The sequence below is a fragment of the Pseudomonas sp. PKS genome (genome assembly GCF_051913525.1).
GTDB lineage: Bacteria > Pseudomonadota > Gammaproteobacteria > Pseudomonadales > Pseudomonadaceae > Aquipseudomonas > Aquipseudomonas guariconensis_D.
The window spans coordinates 39,665-56,695 of sequence record NZ_JBEGDO010000023.1; the positions used below are offsets into that span (position 1 = coordinate 39,665).

The following is a 17,031-nucleotide window of genomic DNA, read 5'->3' on the forward strand; positions in this document are numbered from 1 at the left end:
AGGTCCTTCGGCGGCGGCTTCTCGCGGGTGAACCCGCGCCCACAAGCAGGGTGAGAGCCCTGTGGGAGCGGGTTCACCCGCGAAAAAAGCACCTCGGTCTCAAGGGGTACGGTTACGCCGCGTCTCGATGATGTTCGGCAACTGCGAGATCCTGCCCAGCAAACGCCCGAGGGCGTCCAGGCCTGGGATCTCGATGGTCAAGGACATCAGCGCGGTATTGTCTTCCTTGTTCGAGCGGGTGTTGACCGCCAGCACGTTGATCTTCTCGTTGAGCAGTACCTGCGACACGTCGCGCAGCAACCCCGGGCGGTCGTAGGCGCGAATGATGATGTCGACCGGATACGTCTGCACCGGGATCGGCCCCCAGCTGACCTGGATCATCCGCTCCGGCTCCTTGCCGGCCAATTGCAGCACCGAGGCGCAGTCCTGGCGGTGAATGCTCACCCCGCGGCCCTGGGTGATATAGCCGACGATGGCGTCGCCCGGCAGCGGCTGGCAGCAGCCGGCCATCTGGGTGAGCAGGTTGCCGACGCCCTGGATCTGGATATCGCCACGTTTGCCGGAACGGGTACCGCTGGCCTTGCGCGGGATCAGTTCGATCTGCTCGCTGCGCTCCGGTTCGAGCAACTGCTGGGCCGCGTTGACCATATGCGCCAGACGCAGGTCACCTGCGCCCAGGGCAGCGAACATGTCCTCGGCGGTCTTGACGTTGGCTTTTTCGGCTAGGCGCTCAAAGTCCACCTGGGGCAGGCCCAGGCGGCTGAGCTCACGCTCGAGCAGGGTCTTGCCGGCAGCGACGTTCTGGTCGCGCGCCTGCAGCTTGAACCAGTGAACGATCTTGGCCCGCGCCCGGGACGTGGTGACGTAACCGAGGTTGGAGTTCAGCCAGTCACGGCTCGGGCTGCCGTGCTTGCTGGTGATGATCTCCACCTGCTCGCCGGTCTGCAGGCTGTAGTTGAGCGGGACGATACGCCCGTTGATCTTGGCACCCCGGCAGTTGTGGCCGATCTCGGTGTGCACGCGGTAGGCAAAGTCCAGCGGCGTGGCGCCCTTGGGCAGGTCGATGGCATGACCATCGGGGGTGAATACATAGACCCGGTCCGGCTCGATGTCGACCCGCAGTTGCTCGGCCAGGCCGCCGATATCGCCCAACTCCTCGTGCCACTCGAGCACCTGGCGCAGCCAGGAGATCTTCTCTTCGTAGTGGTTGGAGCTGGACTTGACGTCGGTGCCCTTGTAGCGCCAGTGGGCGCAGACACCGAGTTCAGCCTCCTCGTGCATGGAATGGGTGCGGATCTGCACTTCCAGCACCTTGCCCTCCGGGCCGATCACCGCAGTGTGCAGAGAGCGGTAGCCGTTCTCCTTGGGGTTGGCGATGTAGTCGTCGAACTCCTTGGGAATGTGCCGCCAGAGGGTGTGGACGATGCCCAGCGCGGTGTAGCAGTCGCGGATCTCCGGGACCAGCACACGCACGGCACGCACGTCGTAGATCTGGCTGAACTCCAGGCCCTTGCGCTGCATCTTGCGCCAGATGGAATAGATGTGTTTCGCCCGGCCGCTGATGTCGGCCTTGACGCCCGTGGCCAGCAGCTCGTTCTGCAGTTGGTTCATCACGTCGCTGATGAAGCGCTCGCGGTCGAGCCGGCGCTCATGCAGCAGCTTGGCGATCTGCTTGTACTGGTCGGGCTCGAGGTAGCGGAAGGACAAGTCCTCCAGCTCCCATTTGATGTGGCCGATGCCCAGGCGATGGGCGAGCGGGGCATAGATGTCGAACACCTCGCGCGCCACGCGCAGGCGCTTTTCGTCATCGGCGGCCTTGACCGCTCGAATGGCGCAGGTACGTTCGGCCAGCTTGATCAGGGCAACGCGCACGTCGTCGACCATGGCCACCAGCATCTTGCGCAGGTTCTCGACCTGTGCCTGGGAACCGAGCACCAGCGACTGGCGCGGGCTGAGGCTGGCGCTGATGGCGGCCATGCGCAGCACGCCGTCGATCAACTTGGACACCACCGGGCCAAAGCGCTGGCCGACCTCGGCCAGGGTCACCTTGCCCTCGCGCACAGAGCGATAGATCACCGCAGCCACCAGGGAATCCTGGTCGAGCTTGAGGTCGGCGAGGATTTCGGCGATCTCCAGGCCCGCCTGGAAGCTGGACGTACCGTCGGCCCAGGAATGCTTGGCCGGGTTGCCCTTCTTCTCGACCTCCTGGGCGAAATCGCAGGCCTCCTTGAGCGCCTTGCGGTCCAGCGCCGAGTCGACGCTCACCACATGATCCAGCCATGCTTCGAGATTGATACTACCGTCGGTATTGACCGGCTGGTGCACTCTCACCTGTACCATCTTTCTTTTACCTTTCCATACAGCGCACCACGCGGGTGCGCTGGCAATCACCGTACGCCGCCCAGTCCCTGGACGCCGCACCAAGGGGCCAGCCTGGCTAGCCCGCTTCGAATAACGCCATGGCCTCGACATGTGCCGTCTGAGGAAACATGTCGAGGATCCCGGCCCTTGTTAACCGGTACCCCTGCCCGACCAGAACCTGGGCGTCTCGCGCCAGCGTGGCCGGGTTGCAGGACACATAGACCAGCCGCTTGGCCTTGAGGCGCGCGATGCCTTGCACCACCTCGAAAGCACCGTCGCGCGGTGGATCCAAGAGTACCGCAGAAAAGCCCTCGGCGGCCCATCCGGCGCCCGCCAAAGGCTGCGATAAATCGGCCTGAAAAAACCGTGCATTATGCAAATTGTTGCTGCGGGCATTGGCCTCGGCCCGTTCGACCATGGCCTGTACACCTTCCACGGCCACCACTTCCCTGGCCTGCCGGGCCAGCGGCAGGGCAAAATTGCCCAGGCCGCAGAACAGATCCAGCACCCGCTCCTCGGATTGAGGCGCCAGCCACGCCAGCGCCTGCTCGATCATCAACGTGTTGACCTGGGCATTGACCTGGACGAAATCCCCCGGTCGCCAGGCCAGCTCCAACCCCCAGGGCTCGAGCGCAAAACCAAGCGTCTGGCCGGCCTCGACCGGCGCCGGTTCGCCGTCGCCCTGCAACCACAGCTGGGCGTCAGCCTGCTTGCAGAACGCCTCCAGACGCGCCAGATCCTCCGCCGGCAACGGCGCCACATGCCGCACCAGGACCGCTTGCGCGGTGCCGCTGAACAGCTCGACGTGCCCCAACGCCTGGGGTTTGCTCAGGCTGCGCAGCACGGTCGGCAGATCGCGGAAAATAGCTTGCAAGGGCTGTACCAGCACCAGGCATTCGTCGATGGCAACGATGTCCTGGCTGGCCTCGGCCCGAAAGCCCACGTCCAGCTGACGCGCCTTTGGGTCCCAGCGCACGGCGATCCGGGCCCGGCGCCGATAGCCGAACTCAGGGCCGACCAGTGGCGCGGCCCATTGCTCAGGCTGTACGCCGGCCACCCGCTGCAGTTGCTCGGCGAGCAGCCGCTGCTTGAGTGTCAATTGACCGTCGTGAGGCAAATGCTGCAGGTTGCAGCCACCGCAACGCTCATAATACTGGCACGGCGCCGCGCGCCGTTCGGGGCTGGCCTGCAGCACCCGCTCCAAGCGTGCATCGACCACCTTGCCACGGGCGCCGAGCACGCGGGCCTCGACGGACTCTCCGGCCAAGGCACCGCTGACGAACCAGGTGCGTCCCTCGACGAAGGCGATGCCACGACCGTCACCGGCCAGGCGCTCGATTTGCAGGCGTTGTTTCTTGCCGACTGGCACCTGGGGCGCACGATTGCCGCCGGCCGGCTGGAAGCGCAGGCCGCTGTTGCTTTTCTTTCTGGACATCAGGTTGCGTCGAACAGGCCAGTGGACAGATAGCGGTCACCACGGTCGCAGATGATCGCCACCATGACCGCGTTCTCGACCTCACGGGACAGGCGCAACATGGCCGCGACCGCGCCACCGGAAGAAACGCCGCAGAAAATCCCCTCTTCACGGGCAAGACGACGGGTGGTCTGCTCGGCTTCCTCCTGGGACATATCGACCACGCGGTCGACCCGGGTGGCATCGAAGATCTTCGGCAGGTACTCCTCGGGCCAGCGGCGAATGCCAGGGATGGCCGAGCCTTCCATCGGTTGCAGGCCAACGATCTGCACCGCCGGGTTCTGCTCCTTGAGGTATTGGGAGCAGCCCATGATGGTCCCGGTGGTGCCCATGGAGCTGATGAAATGGGTGATGGTGCCGTGCGTCTGCTGCCAGATCTCAGGGCCGGTGCTGGAATAATGGGCAATCGGGTTGTCGCCGTTGGCGAACTGGTCGAGCACCAGGCCACGACCTTCGGCCTGCAGCTTCTCGGCCAGGTCCCGCGCCCCTTCCATACCCTCTTCCTTGGTGACCAGGATCAGTTCGGCACCGTAGGCGGTCATCGCCGCCTTGCGCTCGGCGGTCGAGTTGTCCGGCATGATCAGGATCATCTTGTAGCCCTTGATCGCTGCCGCCATGGCCAGGGCGATGCCGGTGTTGCCGGACGTGGCTTCGATGAGCGTGTCGCCCGGTTTGATCTGGCCACGCAACTCGGCGCGGGTGATCATCGACAGCGCTGGGCGGTCCTTGACCGAACCCGCAGGATTGTTGCCTTCGAGCTTGAGCAGGAGGGTGTTGGTGGTCTCGCCGGCGATACGCTGCAGGCGAACCAGAGGCGTATTGCCGACGCAATCGGCGATGGTTGGGTACTGCAAGGTCATGGCGTTGTTCGCAATCCGGACGGCAGGGGCGACTATCATACCGGCAAACCTTTGCTCGCCATATCACGCAATCTGTAGTCGCTATAGCTACAAGCTATAAGCTCCTGCCGGTCCACACCTGATGGCGCGGCCCGGCCTCCCGATCCGACGCCACATGTCCTGGCAGACGCATGCACAGGCGCAGCCCTTGCTTGCCGTTTTCGGCCCACAAGGTGCCGCCCTGGCGCTGAATCGCACTGCGGGCAATGCTCAGCCCCAGGCCGAAGCCTCCATCGCCGGGGCGGGAACCATCGAGGCGGGAGAACGGCGCGAAGATCCGATCCAGATCCGCCTCGTCCACGCCTCCCCCCTGATCTTCCAGCCACAGCCGCCAATAGCTGCCTTCGCGGTAGCCGCCCAAGCACACCAGCCCGTGTTCGGGCGAATGGCGGATCGCATTGCGCAGCATGTTCTCCAGCGCCTGGGCCAGGTGGTTGAGGTTGCCTTGCACCCAGCACTGGGCGGGCAATTCACAGCGCAGGCGCTCAAGCGGCCAGCCGCTTTCGTAGCAGGCGTCCTCAGCGAGCATGTCCCACAGGGCCTGGAGCTGGATCGGCTCGAGGTTCATCGGCGCGCGCTCGGCGTCCTGCCAGGCCAGTTGCAGGGCGTTTTCGACCAATTGCTGCATGCAGTCGACTTCCCGCGCCACACGCTCGCGCAGGCACCGGTGATCGGTCTCGCCGTCGCAGGCTACGCGCAAGCGGCTCAAGGGCGTGCGCATCTCATGGGAGAGGTCGCGCAGCATCTGCTGTTGCATGGCCACACTCTCCTGCAGACGCTCTGCCATCTGGTCGAACGCCCTGGCCAGCTCGCCCAACTCGTCATGTCGCCCGACGGTACGCGAATCCAGACGGGCCGACAGCTGGTCGGCACGCCAGGCGTTGGCCTGCTCGCGCAACTGATTCAGCGGCACGATCAACATCCGGTACAGGCCGACACACAGCAACAAGGTGAACAGGCCGGGAATGACGCCGTTGGTCAGGATCTGCCAGAACAGCAGGTACCGCCCGGGGTTCAGCCGCTGCGGCAACTCGATCACCACCATGCCCTGCTCCGGCGCCTCGGGAAACGGCAGGCGCAGCCAAGGCTGGGTGATGCTGCGCCGGCTCATGGGCCAGTCGACCCCGCGCAGACGTGTCAGTTTCTGGATTTCATCGGTGGACAGCGTGGCGCTGCCCAAGGGGCGCAGTTCGGCATCGAGCACATTCACCCAGCCAGACTCGCGCTGGTGCATGCCGGCCAGCCAGTGGTCCACCCCTGCCCTGCCCCCTTGGCGCCAGGCCTGCTCGGCTTCGGCGGCGTAACCGAGTAACTGTGCCTGGGCCGCTGCGTCGAGGAAGGCGTTGCGGGTCTCCATGTGCCGGCCCCAGGTGTAGCTCAGGCCGATCATCAACAGGCAGAAGCCCACCAGCAGAATGGCCAGCTTCCAGAACAACGAATGCCGATCGAGCACTGTCACTCGGCCTCGCCGGCGCACAAGGTATAGCCCTTGCCCCAGACAGTGCGGATCTGCCGCTCGTGATAGCCGAGCGCCTTGAGCTTGCGGCGCATCTGGCTGACATGCATGTCGAGGCTGCGATCATGGCGGGAATAGCCGCGCTGCAGGACCTGTTGGTAAAGGAAGGGCTTGCTGAGCACTTCGTCCTGGCTGCGATGCAGCGTCTCGAGCAGGCGGTACTCGCTGGGTGTGAGCCCTGCCGAACGGCCGTCGAGCCAGACATCGCATGCCGCTTCATCGAAACGCAGCTGCCCGCTGATCATCTCCCGTGGCGCCTGATGCCGACGCTCCAGCGCCACCCGTCGCAGGATCGCTTCGATGCGTACCCGCAACTCGGCCATGCTGAAGGGCTTGGGCAGGTAGTCATCGGCGCCGCGCTTGAAACCGCTGATGCGATCGGACTCGGCGCCCAGCGCGGACATCAGGATCACCGGAGTAGCGCTGTGCATGCGCAGCCGGGCCAAGGCGTCCAGACCATTGAGGCCGGGCAACAGGATATCCATCAACACCACATCGAAGGCCTGCCGGCTGGCGGCCTCCAGGCCCTCGAGGCCATTACGGCACCAGGTCACTAGGAAGCCGTCGCGCTGCAACTCGTCGTGCAGGTAGGCACCCAGCACCGGGTCGTCCTCGATGGCCAGAATGGTAGACGGGTGAATAGCTTCGGGATTCATTGGCTTCTGACATTAATTCTCAATTGCACGATTATTGGCCATGCATCCGGCCAAGGCAACCGGGTCGCGATCGACGATGGCCTGCGACCAACCCGGGCGCCACTGATGATTCAGGCCAACAAGGCCCTCAACCCTATAAAAGAGATACAAAGAAGTGCATCAGACGGCCCCGGAGAGTAACGTTCCGCCTGGGGCCGTCTCTATGCTGACGGCAGGCAAGCACATGACAGGAGACAAATGTGCTCGATCGTTTGGGAATCAGAAGCCGGGTCCTGCTGTTGGCCCTGCTGCCAGCCAGCCTGATGGCCCTGGTGCTGGGAAGCTATTTCACTTGGCTGCAGCAAAACGAGCTGCGCACTCAGTTGCTCCAGCGCGGCAAGATGCTCGCCGAGCAGCTTGCGCCCTTGGCAGCGCCCTCCCTGGCCAACCCGGACCAGGCCCAGGAACTGCTCGAGCGCATCGCCGCCCAGGCCCTGGAGCAGGCCGATGTGCGCGCCGTGGCATTCCTGGCCCCGGACCGCTCGCGCCTGGCCCATGCCGGCCCGAGCATGCTCAACCAGGCGCCGACCGGGGGCACCGGCACCCAATTGCTGCAACGCTCCGGCAACGACGCCACCCGCTACCTGATGCCCGTCTTCGGCCATCATCGTGACCTGGCCACCCAGGCGGTCCCCGCCGAAGCCGAGCGCCTGCTCGGCTGGGTCGAAATCGAACTGTCCCACGACGGCACCTTGCTGCGCGGCTATCGCAACCTGTTCACCAGCCTGTTGTTGATCTTCGGCTGCCTGTCGCTCACCGTGCTGCTCGCCCTGCGCATGAGCCGGACGATCAACGATCCGCTCAGTCGCATCAAGCACGCCGTCACCCAGCTCAAGGAAGGCAACCTGGAACAGCGCCTGCCGGCGATGGGCAGCCATGAGCTGGATGAACTGGCGGCGGGCATCAACCGCATGGCCGAGACCCTGCAAAATGCCCATGAGGAGCTGCAGCACAGCATCGACCAGGCCACCGAAGACGTGCGCCAGAACCTTGAGACCATCGAGATCCAGAACATCGAACTGGACATGGCGCGCAAGGAAGCGCTGGAGGCCAGCCGCATCAAGTCCGAGTTCCTGGCCAACATGAGCCATGAGATCCGCACGCCGCTCAACGGCATCCTCGGCTTCACCCACCTTTTGCAGCGCAGCGAGATGACTCCGCGCCAGCTCGACTACCTCAATACCATCGAGAAGTCCGCCGACAACCTGCTGGGGATCATCAACGAGATCCTCGACTTCTCCAAGATCGAGGCCGGCAAGCTGGTGCTCGACAGCATTCCGTTCAACCTGCGCGACCTGATCCAGGACACGCTGACCATCCTCGCCCCCGCGGCCCACGCCAAGCAGCTGGAGCTGCTTAGCCTGGTCTACCGCGACACCCCGCTGTCGCTGATCGGTGACCCGCTGCGGCTCAAGCAGATCCTCACCAACCTGGTGAGCAACGCCATCAAGTTCACCCGCGAAGGCACCATCGTCGTGCGCGCCATGATCGAGGATGAACAGGAAGACAGCGTGCAACTGCGCATCAGCGTGCAGGACACTGGCATCGGCCTCTCGCCCCAGGATGTGCGCACCTTGTTCCAGGCCTTCAGCCAGGCCGACAACTCGCTGTCACGCCAGCCCGGCGGTACCGGCCTGGGCTTGGTGATCTCCAAGCGCCTGATCGAGCAGATGGGTGGCGAGATCGGCGTGGACAGCACCCCCGGCGAAGGTTCGCAGTTCTGGATCAGCCTCAGCCTGCCGCGCGCTCATGACGATGCGCAGGAGCAACCACTGCAACCGCTGCTCGGGCGCCGCGCCGCCATCGTCGATGGTCACGAACTGGCGCGCCAAGCCCTGGAGCACCAGTTGGAAGATTGCGGCCTGAGCGTCAGCCTGTTCGCCTCCTTCGACCAGTTGCTGCAAGGCGTGCAGGCGGCGAGCCAGGCAGGCCAACCTTTCGAGTTCGCGGTGCTGGGGGCCAACCTGGGCACGCTCTCGCCGGAGCAGCTTGGCCATTATCACCAGCACCTGGAACGCCTGGGCTGCCTGTGCGTGGTGCTTTGCCCGACCACCGAGCAGGCGCTCTATCACCCCTACCTGCCCAATCCCCATGGCCAGTTACTGTCCAAACCGACTTGCACACGCAAGCTGCGCCGCCTGCTGCTCGAACTGGTGCAACCGCGCCGGGCGACCAGCGACGCGCGCGCCAGCGGCAATACCCGGGCGCCGAGGATTCTCTGCGTGGACGACAACCCGGCCAATCTATTGTTGGTGCAGACCCTGCTCGAAGGCCTGGGCGCCGAGGTGTTGGCGCTGGACAACGGCCATGCGGCGGTCAAGGCGGTGCAGGACGAGCCCTTCGACCTGGTGCTGATGGATGTGCAGATGCCAGGCATGGACGGGCGCGCCTGCACCGAGCAGATCCGCCGTTGGGAAGCCAGCCAGAGCGGTAGCCCGCTGCCCATCGTCGCCCTTACCGCACATGCCATGGCCAACGAGAAACGGGCCTTGCTGCACAGCGGCATGGACGATTACCTGACCAAGCCGATCAGCGAGCGCCAGCTGTCCCAAGTGGTGATGAAATGGACCGGTATGAGCCTGGTGCCGTCCATGCCGGAGCGCGGCAGCGAACGGGCCATCGACAGTAGCGAGCTGAAGGTGCTCGACCCCGAGGAAGGCCTGCGCCTGGCCGCTGGCAAGCCGGACCTGGCCGCGGACATGCTGGCCATGCTGCTGGCCTCTCTTGAGACCGACCGTGAATCGATCCGCGCCGCTCGTGAGCTGGGTGATCGTACAGCGATGATCGAACGGGTCCATCGCCTCAACGGCGCCTCACGCTACTGTGGCGTGCCGCAACTGCGCGCGGCTTGCCAGCGCAGCGAGACCTTGCTCAAGCAGGACAGCCCCCAGGCGGCGCAAGCCCTGGACGAGCTGGACCGGGCCATCGTGCGGCTCGCGGCTCAGGCGCGGCTGAGCGCCTGAATTCAGAGCCCTTGGGCCGCATGACGGCCCCCAAAATCGGGGGTGTTGCACTTTTCCGAACCGTGACGCCCACTGAGCAAGATCAACGCCCCTCTTCGCAGGCTGTCTACACTGCCGCGAAGACGAAACCTGGAGGTTCACACCATGCGTGTCCTGTTGTTCAGCAGCCAGCACTACGACCAGGAAAGCTTCACCCAGGCCGCCCGCGACAGTGGCCTGGAGCTGCACTACCAGTCGGCGCGGCTGACCCAGGACACCGTCGCCCTGGCCCAGGGCTTCGAGGTGGTCTGCGCGTTCATCAACGATGAACTCGATGCCACGGTGCTCGAACGCCTGGCGGCCGGCGGTACCCGCCTGATCGCCTTGCGCTCGGCAGGCTACAACCACGTCGATCTGGCCGCCGCCCGGCGCCTGGGGCTGGCGGTGGTGCGGGTACCGGCCTATTCACCCCATGCCGTGGCCGAGCATGCCGTGGCCTTGATCCTGGCGCTCAACCGACGCCTGCACCGGGCCTACAACCGCACCCGCGAAGGCGACTTCACCCTGCATGGCCTGACCGGCTTCGACCTGCACGGCAAGACGGTCGGCGTGGTCGGCACCGGCCAGATCGGCGCGGCCTTCGCCCACATCATGGCCGGTTTCGGCTGCCAGTTGCTGGCCTACGACCCCTACCCCAACCCCGAACTGCTTGCCCTGGGCGCCCGCTATGTGGAGTTACCCGAACTGCTGAGCCAGGCGCGCATCATCAGCCTGCACTGCCCGCTGACCGAGCACACCCGTCATCTGATCAACGCCCAGAGCCTGGCCACCTTGCAACCCGGCGCCATGCTCATCAACACCGGGCGCGGTGCGCTGGTCGACACGCCGGCCCTGATCGACGCGCTCAAGCGTGGCCAGCTCGGCTACCTGGGGCTGGATGTCTATGAAGAAGAGGCGCAGCTGTTCTTCGAGGACCGCTCCGACCTGCCGCTGCAGGACGACGTGCTCGCCCGGCTGCTGACCTTCCCCAACGTGATCGTCACCGCACACCAGGCGTTTCTCACCCATGAAGCGCTGGCGGCCATCGCCTCGACCACCCTGGACAACATCATCCGCTGGACGGCGGGCGATCCGCAGAATCTGGTGAACGGTTGATGCTAGGATACGCGGCAATTTTGGAGGACCCATGGTCGAACACGATTTCCGCTACACCCTTTTCAACCCGCAACACACCCTGATCGAATGCCGCGCCCTGGTGCCAGGCCGCTATCAGGTGACTGGCAACGGTGGCTCGATCCAAAAGGACGATGTCCTGCTGGTGACCCTCAAAGGCAGCAAGGACCTGTCCATGCGCCTGACCGTGGAGAGCGTGCGCCACCTGATCAACCCGCGCGGCCAATGGGTCGCCGTCGCCAGTGGTCCGGTCTTCAATGAGCTGGAGATCCTCAACTGGAAGGTCAAGTGCAACAGCTGCCAGGCTGAGCTGGACTTCGAGTTCGCCGTCGACGGCAAGCTCGGCAACAAGGCCCGCCAGCCTGCGGCCAGCGCCCGCATCGCCGAGCTGGGTTGGGCCAGCCGTGGCGACCAGCACCTGTGCCCGGCCTGCCAGGGGAGCGCGCAGTGAAGCATCTGTTGACCGGTGCACTGATTGCCGTCGGCCTGTTCGGCTGCGCATCGGAGCCTTCGAAGTTGCAACCGGAGCAAAGCTATGTGCTGGAGTGGATCGGCGAACGCCCGCTGATTGACTACAGCCACCTGACCCTGATCCTTGGCGAGGACGGCCGTGCCTATGGCAATGCTGGCTGCAACCACTGGTTCGCGCCCTACACCCTGCAGGGCGACCGCATCAGCTTCGGCAAGATCGGCAAGACCCGCAAGCTGTGCGCCCCTGCCTTGATGGATCAGGAAAAACGCTTCCTTCAGGCGCTGGAGACCGTGCAGCGCTGGGACGTTTCGTCCATCGAGCAGATCCGCTTCTGGCCGGCCGAGGGCAAGCCACTGCGCTTCTGGCCTGAGGAAGGTTAGGAGCAGCTGCAAGCTGCAAGAAAAAGCCTGCCCAACACGGTCCGCTCTTTCTTGCCGCTTGAAGCTCGAAGCGCTTAAGCGCCCTTGAGGGCCTTGATCTTCGCTTGCAGCCCTTCGAGGGTCTGCTCCCCCATCAGTTGCTCACGCACCTTGCCTTTGTCATCGATGATGTAGGTCACCGGCAGCGCCTCGCTGCGCGGCAGTTCGTAGCGCTCGGCCGGGTCCTGGGCAAGGACGGTGAAGGCGATGCCAAGGGTTTCGGCGGCCTGCTTGAGATCCTGGCCCTGCAATCCGTCGAAGTTCACCCCGACCACCTTGATGCCCTGGGCCTCCCACTGCTTGGCCGCAGCGTTGAGCTCGGGGATTTCCGTACGGCACGGACCGCACCACTCGGCCCAGTAGTTGAGCACCAGCCAGTGCCCGTCGATCTGCTCGGCCTTTACCGTGTTGCCGTGCTGGTCCACGCCGTAGTCCGCACCGCAACCACCGAGCAACAGGCTCGCGGTGATGGCCAATACTGCTGCCAAACGCCTTGCCATGAGTCAATCCTTCTAGAAGTTTCAAGCAAACGACACAGTCGCTGCGGTTAGAATAGCCGCCACACCCAGCTGGATGCGACCCGTCATGACTGATCTGACCCTCTATCATAACCCGCGCTGTTCGAAATCCCGCGGCGCCCTGGAACTGCTCGAAGCGCGCGGCCTGGCCCCGACCATCGTACGCTACCTGGACACCCCGCCGGATGCCGCCACCCTGAAGACTCTGCTCGGCAAGCTGGGCATCGCCCCGCGCCAGCTGCTGCGCACCGGTGAAGAAGAATACAAGGCCCTGGATCTGGCCAACCCCGCCCTGAGCGACGCGCAACTGATCGACGCCATGGTCCAGCACCCCAAGCTGATCGAGCGTCCGATCCTGATCGCCGGTGACAAGGCGGTGATCGGCCGTCCGCCGGAGAAAGTGCTGGAGATCCTGCCGTGAGCGATCCCTACGTTCTAGTGCTGTATTACAGCCGCCACGGCTCGACCAGCGAGATGGCCCGGCATATCGCCCGTGGCGTCGAGATGGCCGGCCTGGAGGCGCGCCTGCGCACTGTGCCGGCGATCTCCACCGAATGCGAAGCCGTGGCCCCGGACATCCCTGCCAGCGGCGCGCTCTACGCCACCCTCGACGACCTGCGCCATTGCGCGGGCCTGGCGCTGGGCAGCCCGACCCGATTCGGCAACATGGCCGCGCCGCTCAAGTACTTCCTCGACGGCACCAGCAGCTTGTGGCTGGGTGGCGAACTGGTCGGCAAGCCAGCGGCAGTGTTCACCTCGACCGCCAGCCTGCATGGCGGCCAGGAGACCACGCTGCTGTCGATGATGCTGCCGCTGATGCACCACGGCATGCTGGTGCTGGGCCTGCCGTACAGTGAATCGGCGCTGCTCGAGACCCGTGGTGGCGGCACGCCCTATGGCGCCAGTCACCACGCCGGAGCTGATGGCAAGCGCGAGCTCGACCCGCACGAAATCACCCTGTGCCGCGCCCTGGGCCAACGCCTGGCGAGCACCGCCAAGGCTTTGGGGGGCGAGCGTGGCTAGAAAGCCCAAGGTATTGCCAGCGCTGGAGTGGCTCATGCCACGGGTGCGCATCACCCGGGCGCTGAGTCTGGCTTGCTTTTTCGGCCTGATCGCCCTGCTGGCGGTCAACAACCTGTGGTTCGCGGACCTGCATGGGGCGCGGGTCGAAGTGATCCTGGCCATCGAGCTGATCCCCCTGCTGCTGCTGCTGCCGGGCATGCTGATGGGCAGCGCCCGGGCCCATGCCTGGACGTGCTTCGTGGTGAATATCTATTTCATCAAGGGAGTGCTGGCGGCGTTTGACCCGGCACGGGCGGTGTTCGGCTGGGTAGAGGTGCTGGTGAGCCTGGGGCTGTTCGTCAGTGCCCTGCTGTATGTGCGCTGGAAGTTCCAGCATGAGCGGCGCGTGGCCGGTGAAGGGGAGTAGAAGCGGCGGTGGCCTTTTCGCGGGTAACCCCGCTCCCACACGTACGGCACCGCCCCCGTGGAAGCGGGTTTACCCACGAAGCAGGCGACGCAGATCTCAGTGATTGACAGTATGTGCCAGCATCACCGACAGCTGGCACAGCGGTCGCCCGCTCTGCTCATGCCACTGGTTGAACGCCTGCTGCACCAGTGCCAAATCGCGCTGGCTGGTCGGCTGCTTGTCGATCACGCCTTGGGCGATGAGGGCTGCGCTCATGTCATCGGTGGGAATGAACGTGTCCTTCCCGACCATGCGCAGGAAGCGCGGCGCCGACAAACCACCCAACTGGTTGCCATGCTTGGCCAGGTACTTCCATAGTCCGACGATGTCGGTCACCGGCCAATCGGCGATGAACGCGCCGAAGCTGCCCTTCTCCTTCGCCACATCGAGAATCATCTGCGCATTGCGTGGCACGCTCTTGAGCTTGCCCAGGTGGCGGATGATCCGCTCGTCCTGCATCAACCGCTCAAGGTGCTCGGCGCCCATCAGCACGACCTTTTCCGGGTCGAAGCCGAAGAACACCTGCTCGAAAGCCGGCCACTTGGCGTCCACCAGGCTGTGCTTGAGCCCTGCACGGAACACCCGCAGGGCCAGCGTCGACAGGTAGCGGTCATCGCTGATGTCACGCAATTGCGCTGGCGTGCGCGGCTGCGGCAGGAAGGCCTCCAAGGCCTGTGCCGAGCCGAAGCGGTTCAGGCAGTACTCATGCAGCCACTGGTAGTCGCGCATGGGTCAGATGTTCAGCACATCGAGAAACCGCGGTGTGGCGCTTTCGTCGATCTTGAGGCTGGTGAAATCGAACAGGTTGCGATCGGCCAGCTGCGATGGCGCGACGTTCTGCAGGGCGCGGAAGATGCTCTCGGTGCGGCCCGGATGCTTGCGTTCCCATTCCACCAGCATGTCCTTGACCACCTGGCGCTGCAGGTTTTCCTGGGAGCCGCACAGGTTGCAAGGGATGATCGGGAATTCCTTCATGTCCGAGTAGGCCTGGATATCCTTCTCGCTGCAGTAGGCCAACGGGCGGATCACCACATTGCGACCGTCGTCGGCGCGCAGCTTCGGCGGCATGCCCTTGAGCGAGCCGTTGAAGAACATGTTGAGGAAGAAGGTCTCGACGATGTCGTCGCGATGATGACCAAGGGCCATCTTGGTTGCACCGATCTCGTCAGCGAAGGTGTACAGCGTGCCACGGCGCAGGCGCGAGCACAGCGAGCAGGTGGTCTTGCCTTCCGGGACCAGCTCCTTGACCACCGAGTAGGTGTCCTTCTCGACGATGTGGTACTCGACGCCCAGCTCCTTGAGATAGGCCGGCAGCACGTGCTCTGGGAAGCCTGGCTGCTTCTGGTCCATGTTCACAGCGACGATCTCGAACTTGATCGGCGCCACCTTCTGCAGGTGCAACAGAACGTCGAGCATGGTGTAACTGTCCTTGCCGCCGGACAGGCAGACCATGACCTTGTCGCCATCTTCGATCATGTTGTAGTCGGTGATGGCTTCGCCAGCGAGGCGACGCAGGCGTTTTTGCAGTTTGTTCTGGTTGACCGAGAGGGTGCCCATAGCGCTTGGATCCGCGAGGTGTGACAAAAGCGGGCTATTTTACGCACAAACCGAGCGGGGGCGTAGGCCATTCCGATAAAGAATCAAGCGCGCGTCTGACAGCGCAATTTGCTCTAAAAACCCAGGTTTATGTAGGTAACGGCTTCCTATACTGCGAGATAAGGCCACACGACCGCTTGCATCGGTGTCCAGGCCTCGGGCCGCAAGCGCTCCACTTGGGGGGCGTTTGACAACGACGATAGGAGTGACCGGCATGATCCATCACGTTCTGGGGCTGTTTACCCACCCTGACCAGGAGTGGAAGGAGATTCGTGGCGAGGACGAAAGCATCAGCCACATGTACCTGACCCACACGCTGATACTGGCCGCGATCCCGGCTGTGTCGGCGTTCATCGGCACCACCCAGGTCGGCTGGGTCATCGGTGATCGACCGGCGGTGATGCTGACGATGGAAAGCGCACTATGGATGAGCATCATGTCCTACCTGGCGATGCTCGCCGGGGTCGCGGTCATGGGGGCCTTCATCCACTGGATGGCCCGCACCTACGATGCCACCCCATCCATGGCGCAATGCGTGGCGTTTGCCACCTATACCGCCACCCCGCTGTTCATCGGCGGCCTGGCGGCGCTCTACCCGCACCTCTGGCTAGGCATGCTGGTGGGCACGGCGGCCATTTGCTACACGGTCTACCTGCTCTATGTCGGCCTGCCGACCTTCATGAACATTCCCACCGACGAAGGCTTCCTGTTCTCCAGCTCCGTGCTGGCGGTAGGCCTGGTGGTGCTGGTGGCTATCATGGCCTCCACGGTGATCATCTGGGGGCTGGGTGTGGGGCCTGTCTATACCAACTAGATCCAACGCAACATAGGAGCGTCACCCCGAGGCCGCCGCAAGGCGGCCTCTGGCTGTGTGCTGACAGATGGCCCGGCAGGCACCTGGCGCTTGCGGCATAATTGCCCGCTCAGGAGAACCACCCCGCCATGCCCGAGCTGCTCAAACAACGCGTCGAAACCTGTTACCAGCAAGCTGAAGCCTTCTTCAAACGCACCTTCCCTCGTCCGCAAGTCAGCTTCAAGCTGCGCGGCCAGAAAGCCGGCGTCGCTCATCTGCACGAAAACCTGCTGCGCTTCAACCTGCAGCTGTACCGAGAAAATCAGGAAGACTTCCTGCGCCAGACCGTCGCCCACGAAGTCGCGCACTTGGTGGCGCATCAGTTATTCGGCGACAAGATCCAGGCCCATGGCGAGGAATGGCAACTGATCATGCGGGGCGTGTACGAACTGCCACCGAACCGTTGCCATAACTATGAAGTGCAGCGGCGCGTGGCCACTCGCTATATCTATCGCTGCCCCTGCCCGGAAAGTGACTTCCCGTTCACTGCCCAACGGCACAAGCTGGTGCACCAGGGGCGACGCTACCTGTGCAGGCGGTGCCGGGAGATCCTGGTGTACAGCGGCGAGACCCGCGTCGAATGACAAACAGCATTCGCGGGTAAACCCGCTCCCACAAGGCTTGCGCTAAACCCGCGAACAGGCC

The 17,031-nt window shown here is 64.2% G+C and carries 17 protein-coding genes; 9 read left to right on the forward strand and 8 right to left on the reverse strand.

Going from position 1 to position 17,031, the window contains the following annotated elements; translation table 11 throughout:
- Window positions 1-99: 99 nt before the first annotated feature.
- From relA to ABOA88_RS19815, 5 genes are all read right to left on the reverse strand, one after another.
- Window positions 100-2,340 carry a GTP diphosphokinase gene (relA, locus tag ABOA88_RS19795; protein WP_043215189.1) on the reverse strand — a complete coding sequence of 747 codons (2,241 nt, stop codon included), beginning with the start codon at window positions 2,338-2,340 and terminating at the stop codon, window positions 100-102.
- 97 nt (window positions 2,341-2,437) lie between these two features.
- Window positions 2,438-3,796, reverse strand: coding sequence for a 23S rRNA (uracil(1939)-C(5))-methyltransferase RlmD (gene rlmD, locus ABOA88_RS19800; RefSeq protein ID WP_196169593.1), 1,359 nt, complete (start codon window positions 3,794-3,796; stop codon window positions 2,438-2,440).
- Window positions 3,796-4,695: a cysteine synthase CysM gene (cysM, locus tag ABOA88_RS19805; RefSeq protein WP_196169624.1), complete on the reverse strand. Its 900-nt coding sequence runs from the start codon at window positions 4,693-4,695 to the stop codon at window positions 3,796-3,798. Before cysM ends, rlmD begins: the two co-directional genes overlap by 1 nt.
- A gap of 94 nt (window positions 4,696-4,789) precedes the next feature.
- Window positions 4,790-6,187, reverse strand: a complete 1,398-nt coding sequence (locus ABOA88_RS19810; protein ID WP_367851216.1) for a histidine kinase sensor domain-containing protein — start codon at window positions 6,185-6,187, stop codon at window positions 4,790-4,792.
- A 2-nt stretch (window positions 6,188-6,189) separates the two neighbouring features.
- On the reverse strand, window positions 6,190-6,906 hold the full coding sequence (locus tag ABOA88_RS19815; RefSeq protein ID WP_367851104.1) for a response regulator transcription factor: 717 nt from the start codon (window positions 6,904-6,906) through the stop codon (window positions 6,190-6,192).
- 239 nt (window positions 6,907-7,145) lie between these two features.
- Between ABOA88_RS19815 and ABOA88_RS19820 the strand changes: the two genes are divergently transcribed.
- From ABOA88_RS19820 to ABOA88_RS19835, 4 genes are all read left to right on the forward strand, one after another.
- Window positions 7,146-9,908, forward strand: a complete 2,763-nt coding sequence (locus tag ABOA88_RS19820; RefSeq protein ID WP_367851103.1) for a response regulator — start codon at window positions 7,146-7,148, stop codon at window positions 9,906-9,908.
- Between the two features lie 144 nt (window positions 9,909-10,052).
- Window positions 10,053-11,042 (forward strand): 2-hydroxyacid dehydrogenase, encoded by a 990-nt coding sequence (locus ABOA88_RS19825; protein ID WP_367851102.1) that lies wholly within the window; start codon window positions 10,053-10,055, stop codon window positions 11,040-11,042.
- Between the two features lie 31 nt (window positions 11,043-11,073).
- The gene (locus ABOA88_RS19830) at window positions 11,074-11,511 is read left to right on the forward strand and encodes a hypothetical protein (protein WP_196169597.1); all 438 of its coding nucleotides are present in this window, start codon (window positions 11,074-11,076) and stop codon (window positions 11,509-11,511) included.
- Complete coding sequence (locus ABOA88_RS19835; RefSeq protein ID WP_196169598.1) at window positions 11,508-11,912, forward strand: META domain-containing protein; 405 nt, start codon at window positions 11,508-11,510, stop codon at window positions 11,910-11,912. The genes ABOA88_RS19830 and ABOA88_RS19835 overlap by 4 nt, the downstream gene beginning before the upstream one ends.
- A 74-nt stretch (window positions 11,913-11,986) precedes the next feature.
- On the opposite strand, the gene ABOA88_RS19840 is transcribed toward ABOA88_RS19835, so the two are convergent.
- A complete protein-coding gene (locus ABOA88_RS19840; protein WP_043215201.1) occupies window positions 11,987-12,451 on the reverse strand; it encodes a TlpA disulfide reductase family protein in 465 nt (154 codons plus the stop codon).
- Between the two features lie 85 nt (window positions 12,452-12,536).
- Between ABOA88_RS19840 and arsC the strand changes: the two genes are divergently transcribed.
- Genes arsC through ABOA88_RS19855 form a run of 3 tightly spaced genes read left to right on the forward strand, consistent with a single transcriptional unit; the run spans window position 12,537 to window position 13,898 of the window.
- Window positions 12,537-12,890 (forward strand): arsenate reductase (glutaredoxin), encoded by a 354-nt coding sequence (arsC, locus tag ABOA88_RS19845; protein ID WP_196169599.1) that lies wholly within the window; start codon window positions 12,537-12,539, stop codon window positions 12,888-12,890.
- On the forward strand, window positions 12,887-13,492 hold the full coding sequence (gene wrbA, locus ABOA88_RS19850) for an NAD(P)H:quinone oxidoreductase (RefSeq protein ID WP_196169600.1): 606 nt from the start codon (window positions 12,887-12,889) through the stop codon (window positions 13,490-13,492). The genes arsC and wrbA overlap by 4 nt, the downstream gene beginning before the upstream one ends.
- Window positions 13,485-13,898, forward strand: a complete 414-nt coding sequence (locus ABOA88_RS19855; RefSeq protein WP_196169601.1) for a DUF2069 domain-containing protein — start codon at window positions 13,485-13,487, stop codon at window positions 13,896-13,898. The genes wrbA and ABOA88_RS19855 overlap by 8 nt, the downstream gene beginning before the upstream one ends.
- A 96-nt stretch (window positions 13,899-13,994) precedes the next feature.
- Here ABOA88_RS19855 and ABOA88_RS19860 read toward each other — a convergent pair whose 3' ends face one another.
- The gene (locus ABOA88_RS19860; protein ID WP_196169602.1) at window positions 13,995-14,666 is read right to left on the reverse strand and encodes a DNA-3-methyladenine glycosylase I; all 672 of its coding nucleotides are present in this window, start codon (window positions 14,664-14,666) and stop codon (window positions 13,995-13,997) included.
- Between the two features lie 3 nt (window positions 14,667-14,669).
- Window positions 14,670-15,494, reverse strand: coding sequence for a tRNA 2-thiocytidine(32) synthetase TtcA (gene ttcA, locus ABOA88_RS19865; protein ID WP_012313118.1), 825 nt, complete (start codon window positions 15,492-15,494; stop codon window positions 14,670-14,672).
- Window positions 15,495-15,747: 253 nt separating this feature from the next.
- On the opposite strand from ttcA, the gene ABOA88_RS19870 reads away from it, so the two are divergent.
- Window positions 15,748-16,347 (forward strand): Yip1 family protein, encoded by a 600-nt coding sequence (locus tag ABOA88_RS19870; RefSeq protein WP_043214549.1) that lies wholly within the window; start codon window positions 15,748-15,750, stop codon window positions 16,345-16,347.
- 128 nt (window positions 16,348-16,475) lie between these two features.
- Window positions 16,476-16,970 carry a SprT family zinc-dependent metalloprotease gene (locus ABOA88_RS19875; protein WP_196169603.1) on the forward strand — a complete coding sequence of 165 codons (495 nt, stop codon included), beginning with the start codon at window positions 16,476-16,478 and terminating at the stop codon, window positions 16,968-16,970.
- Window positions 16,971-17,031: the final 61 nt, after the last annotated feature.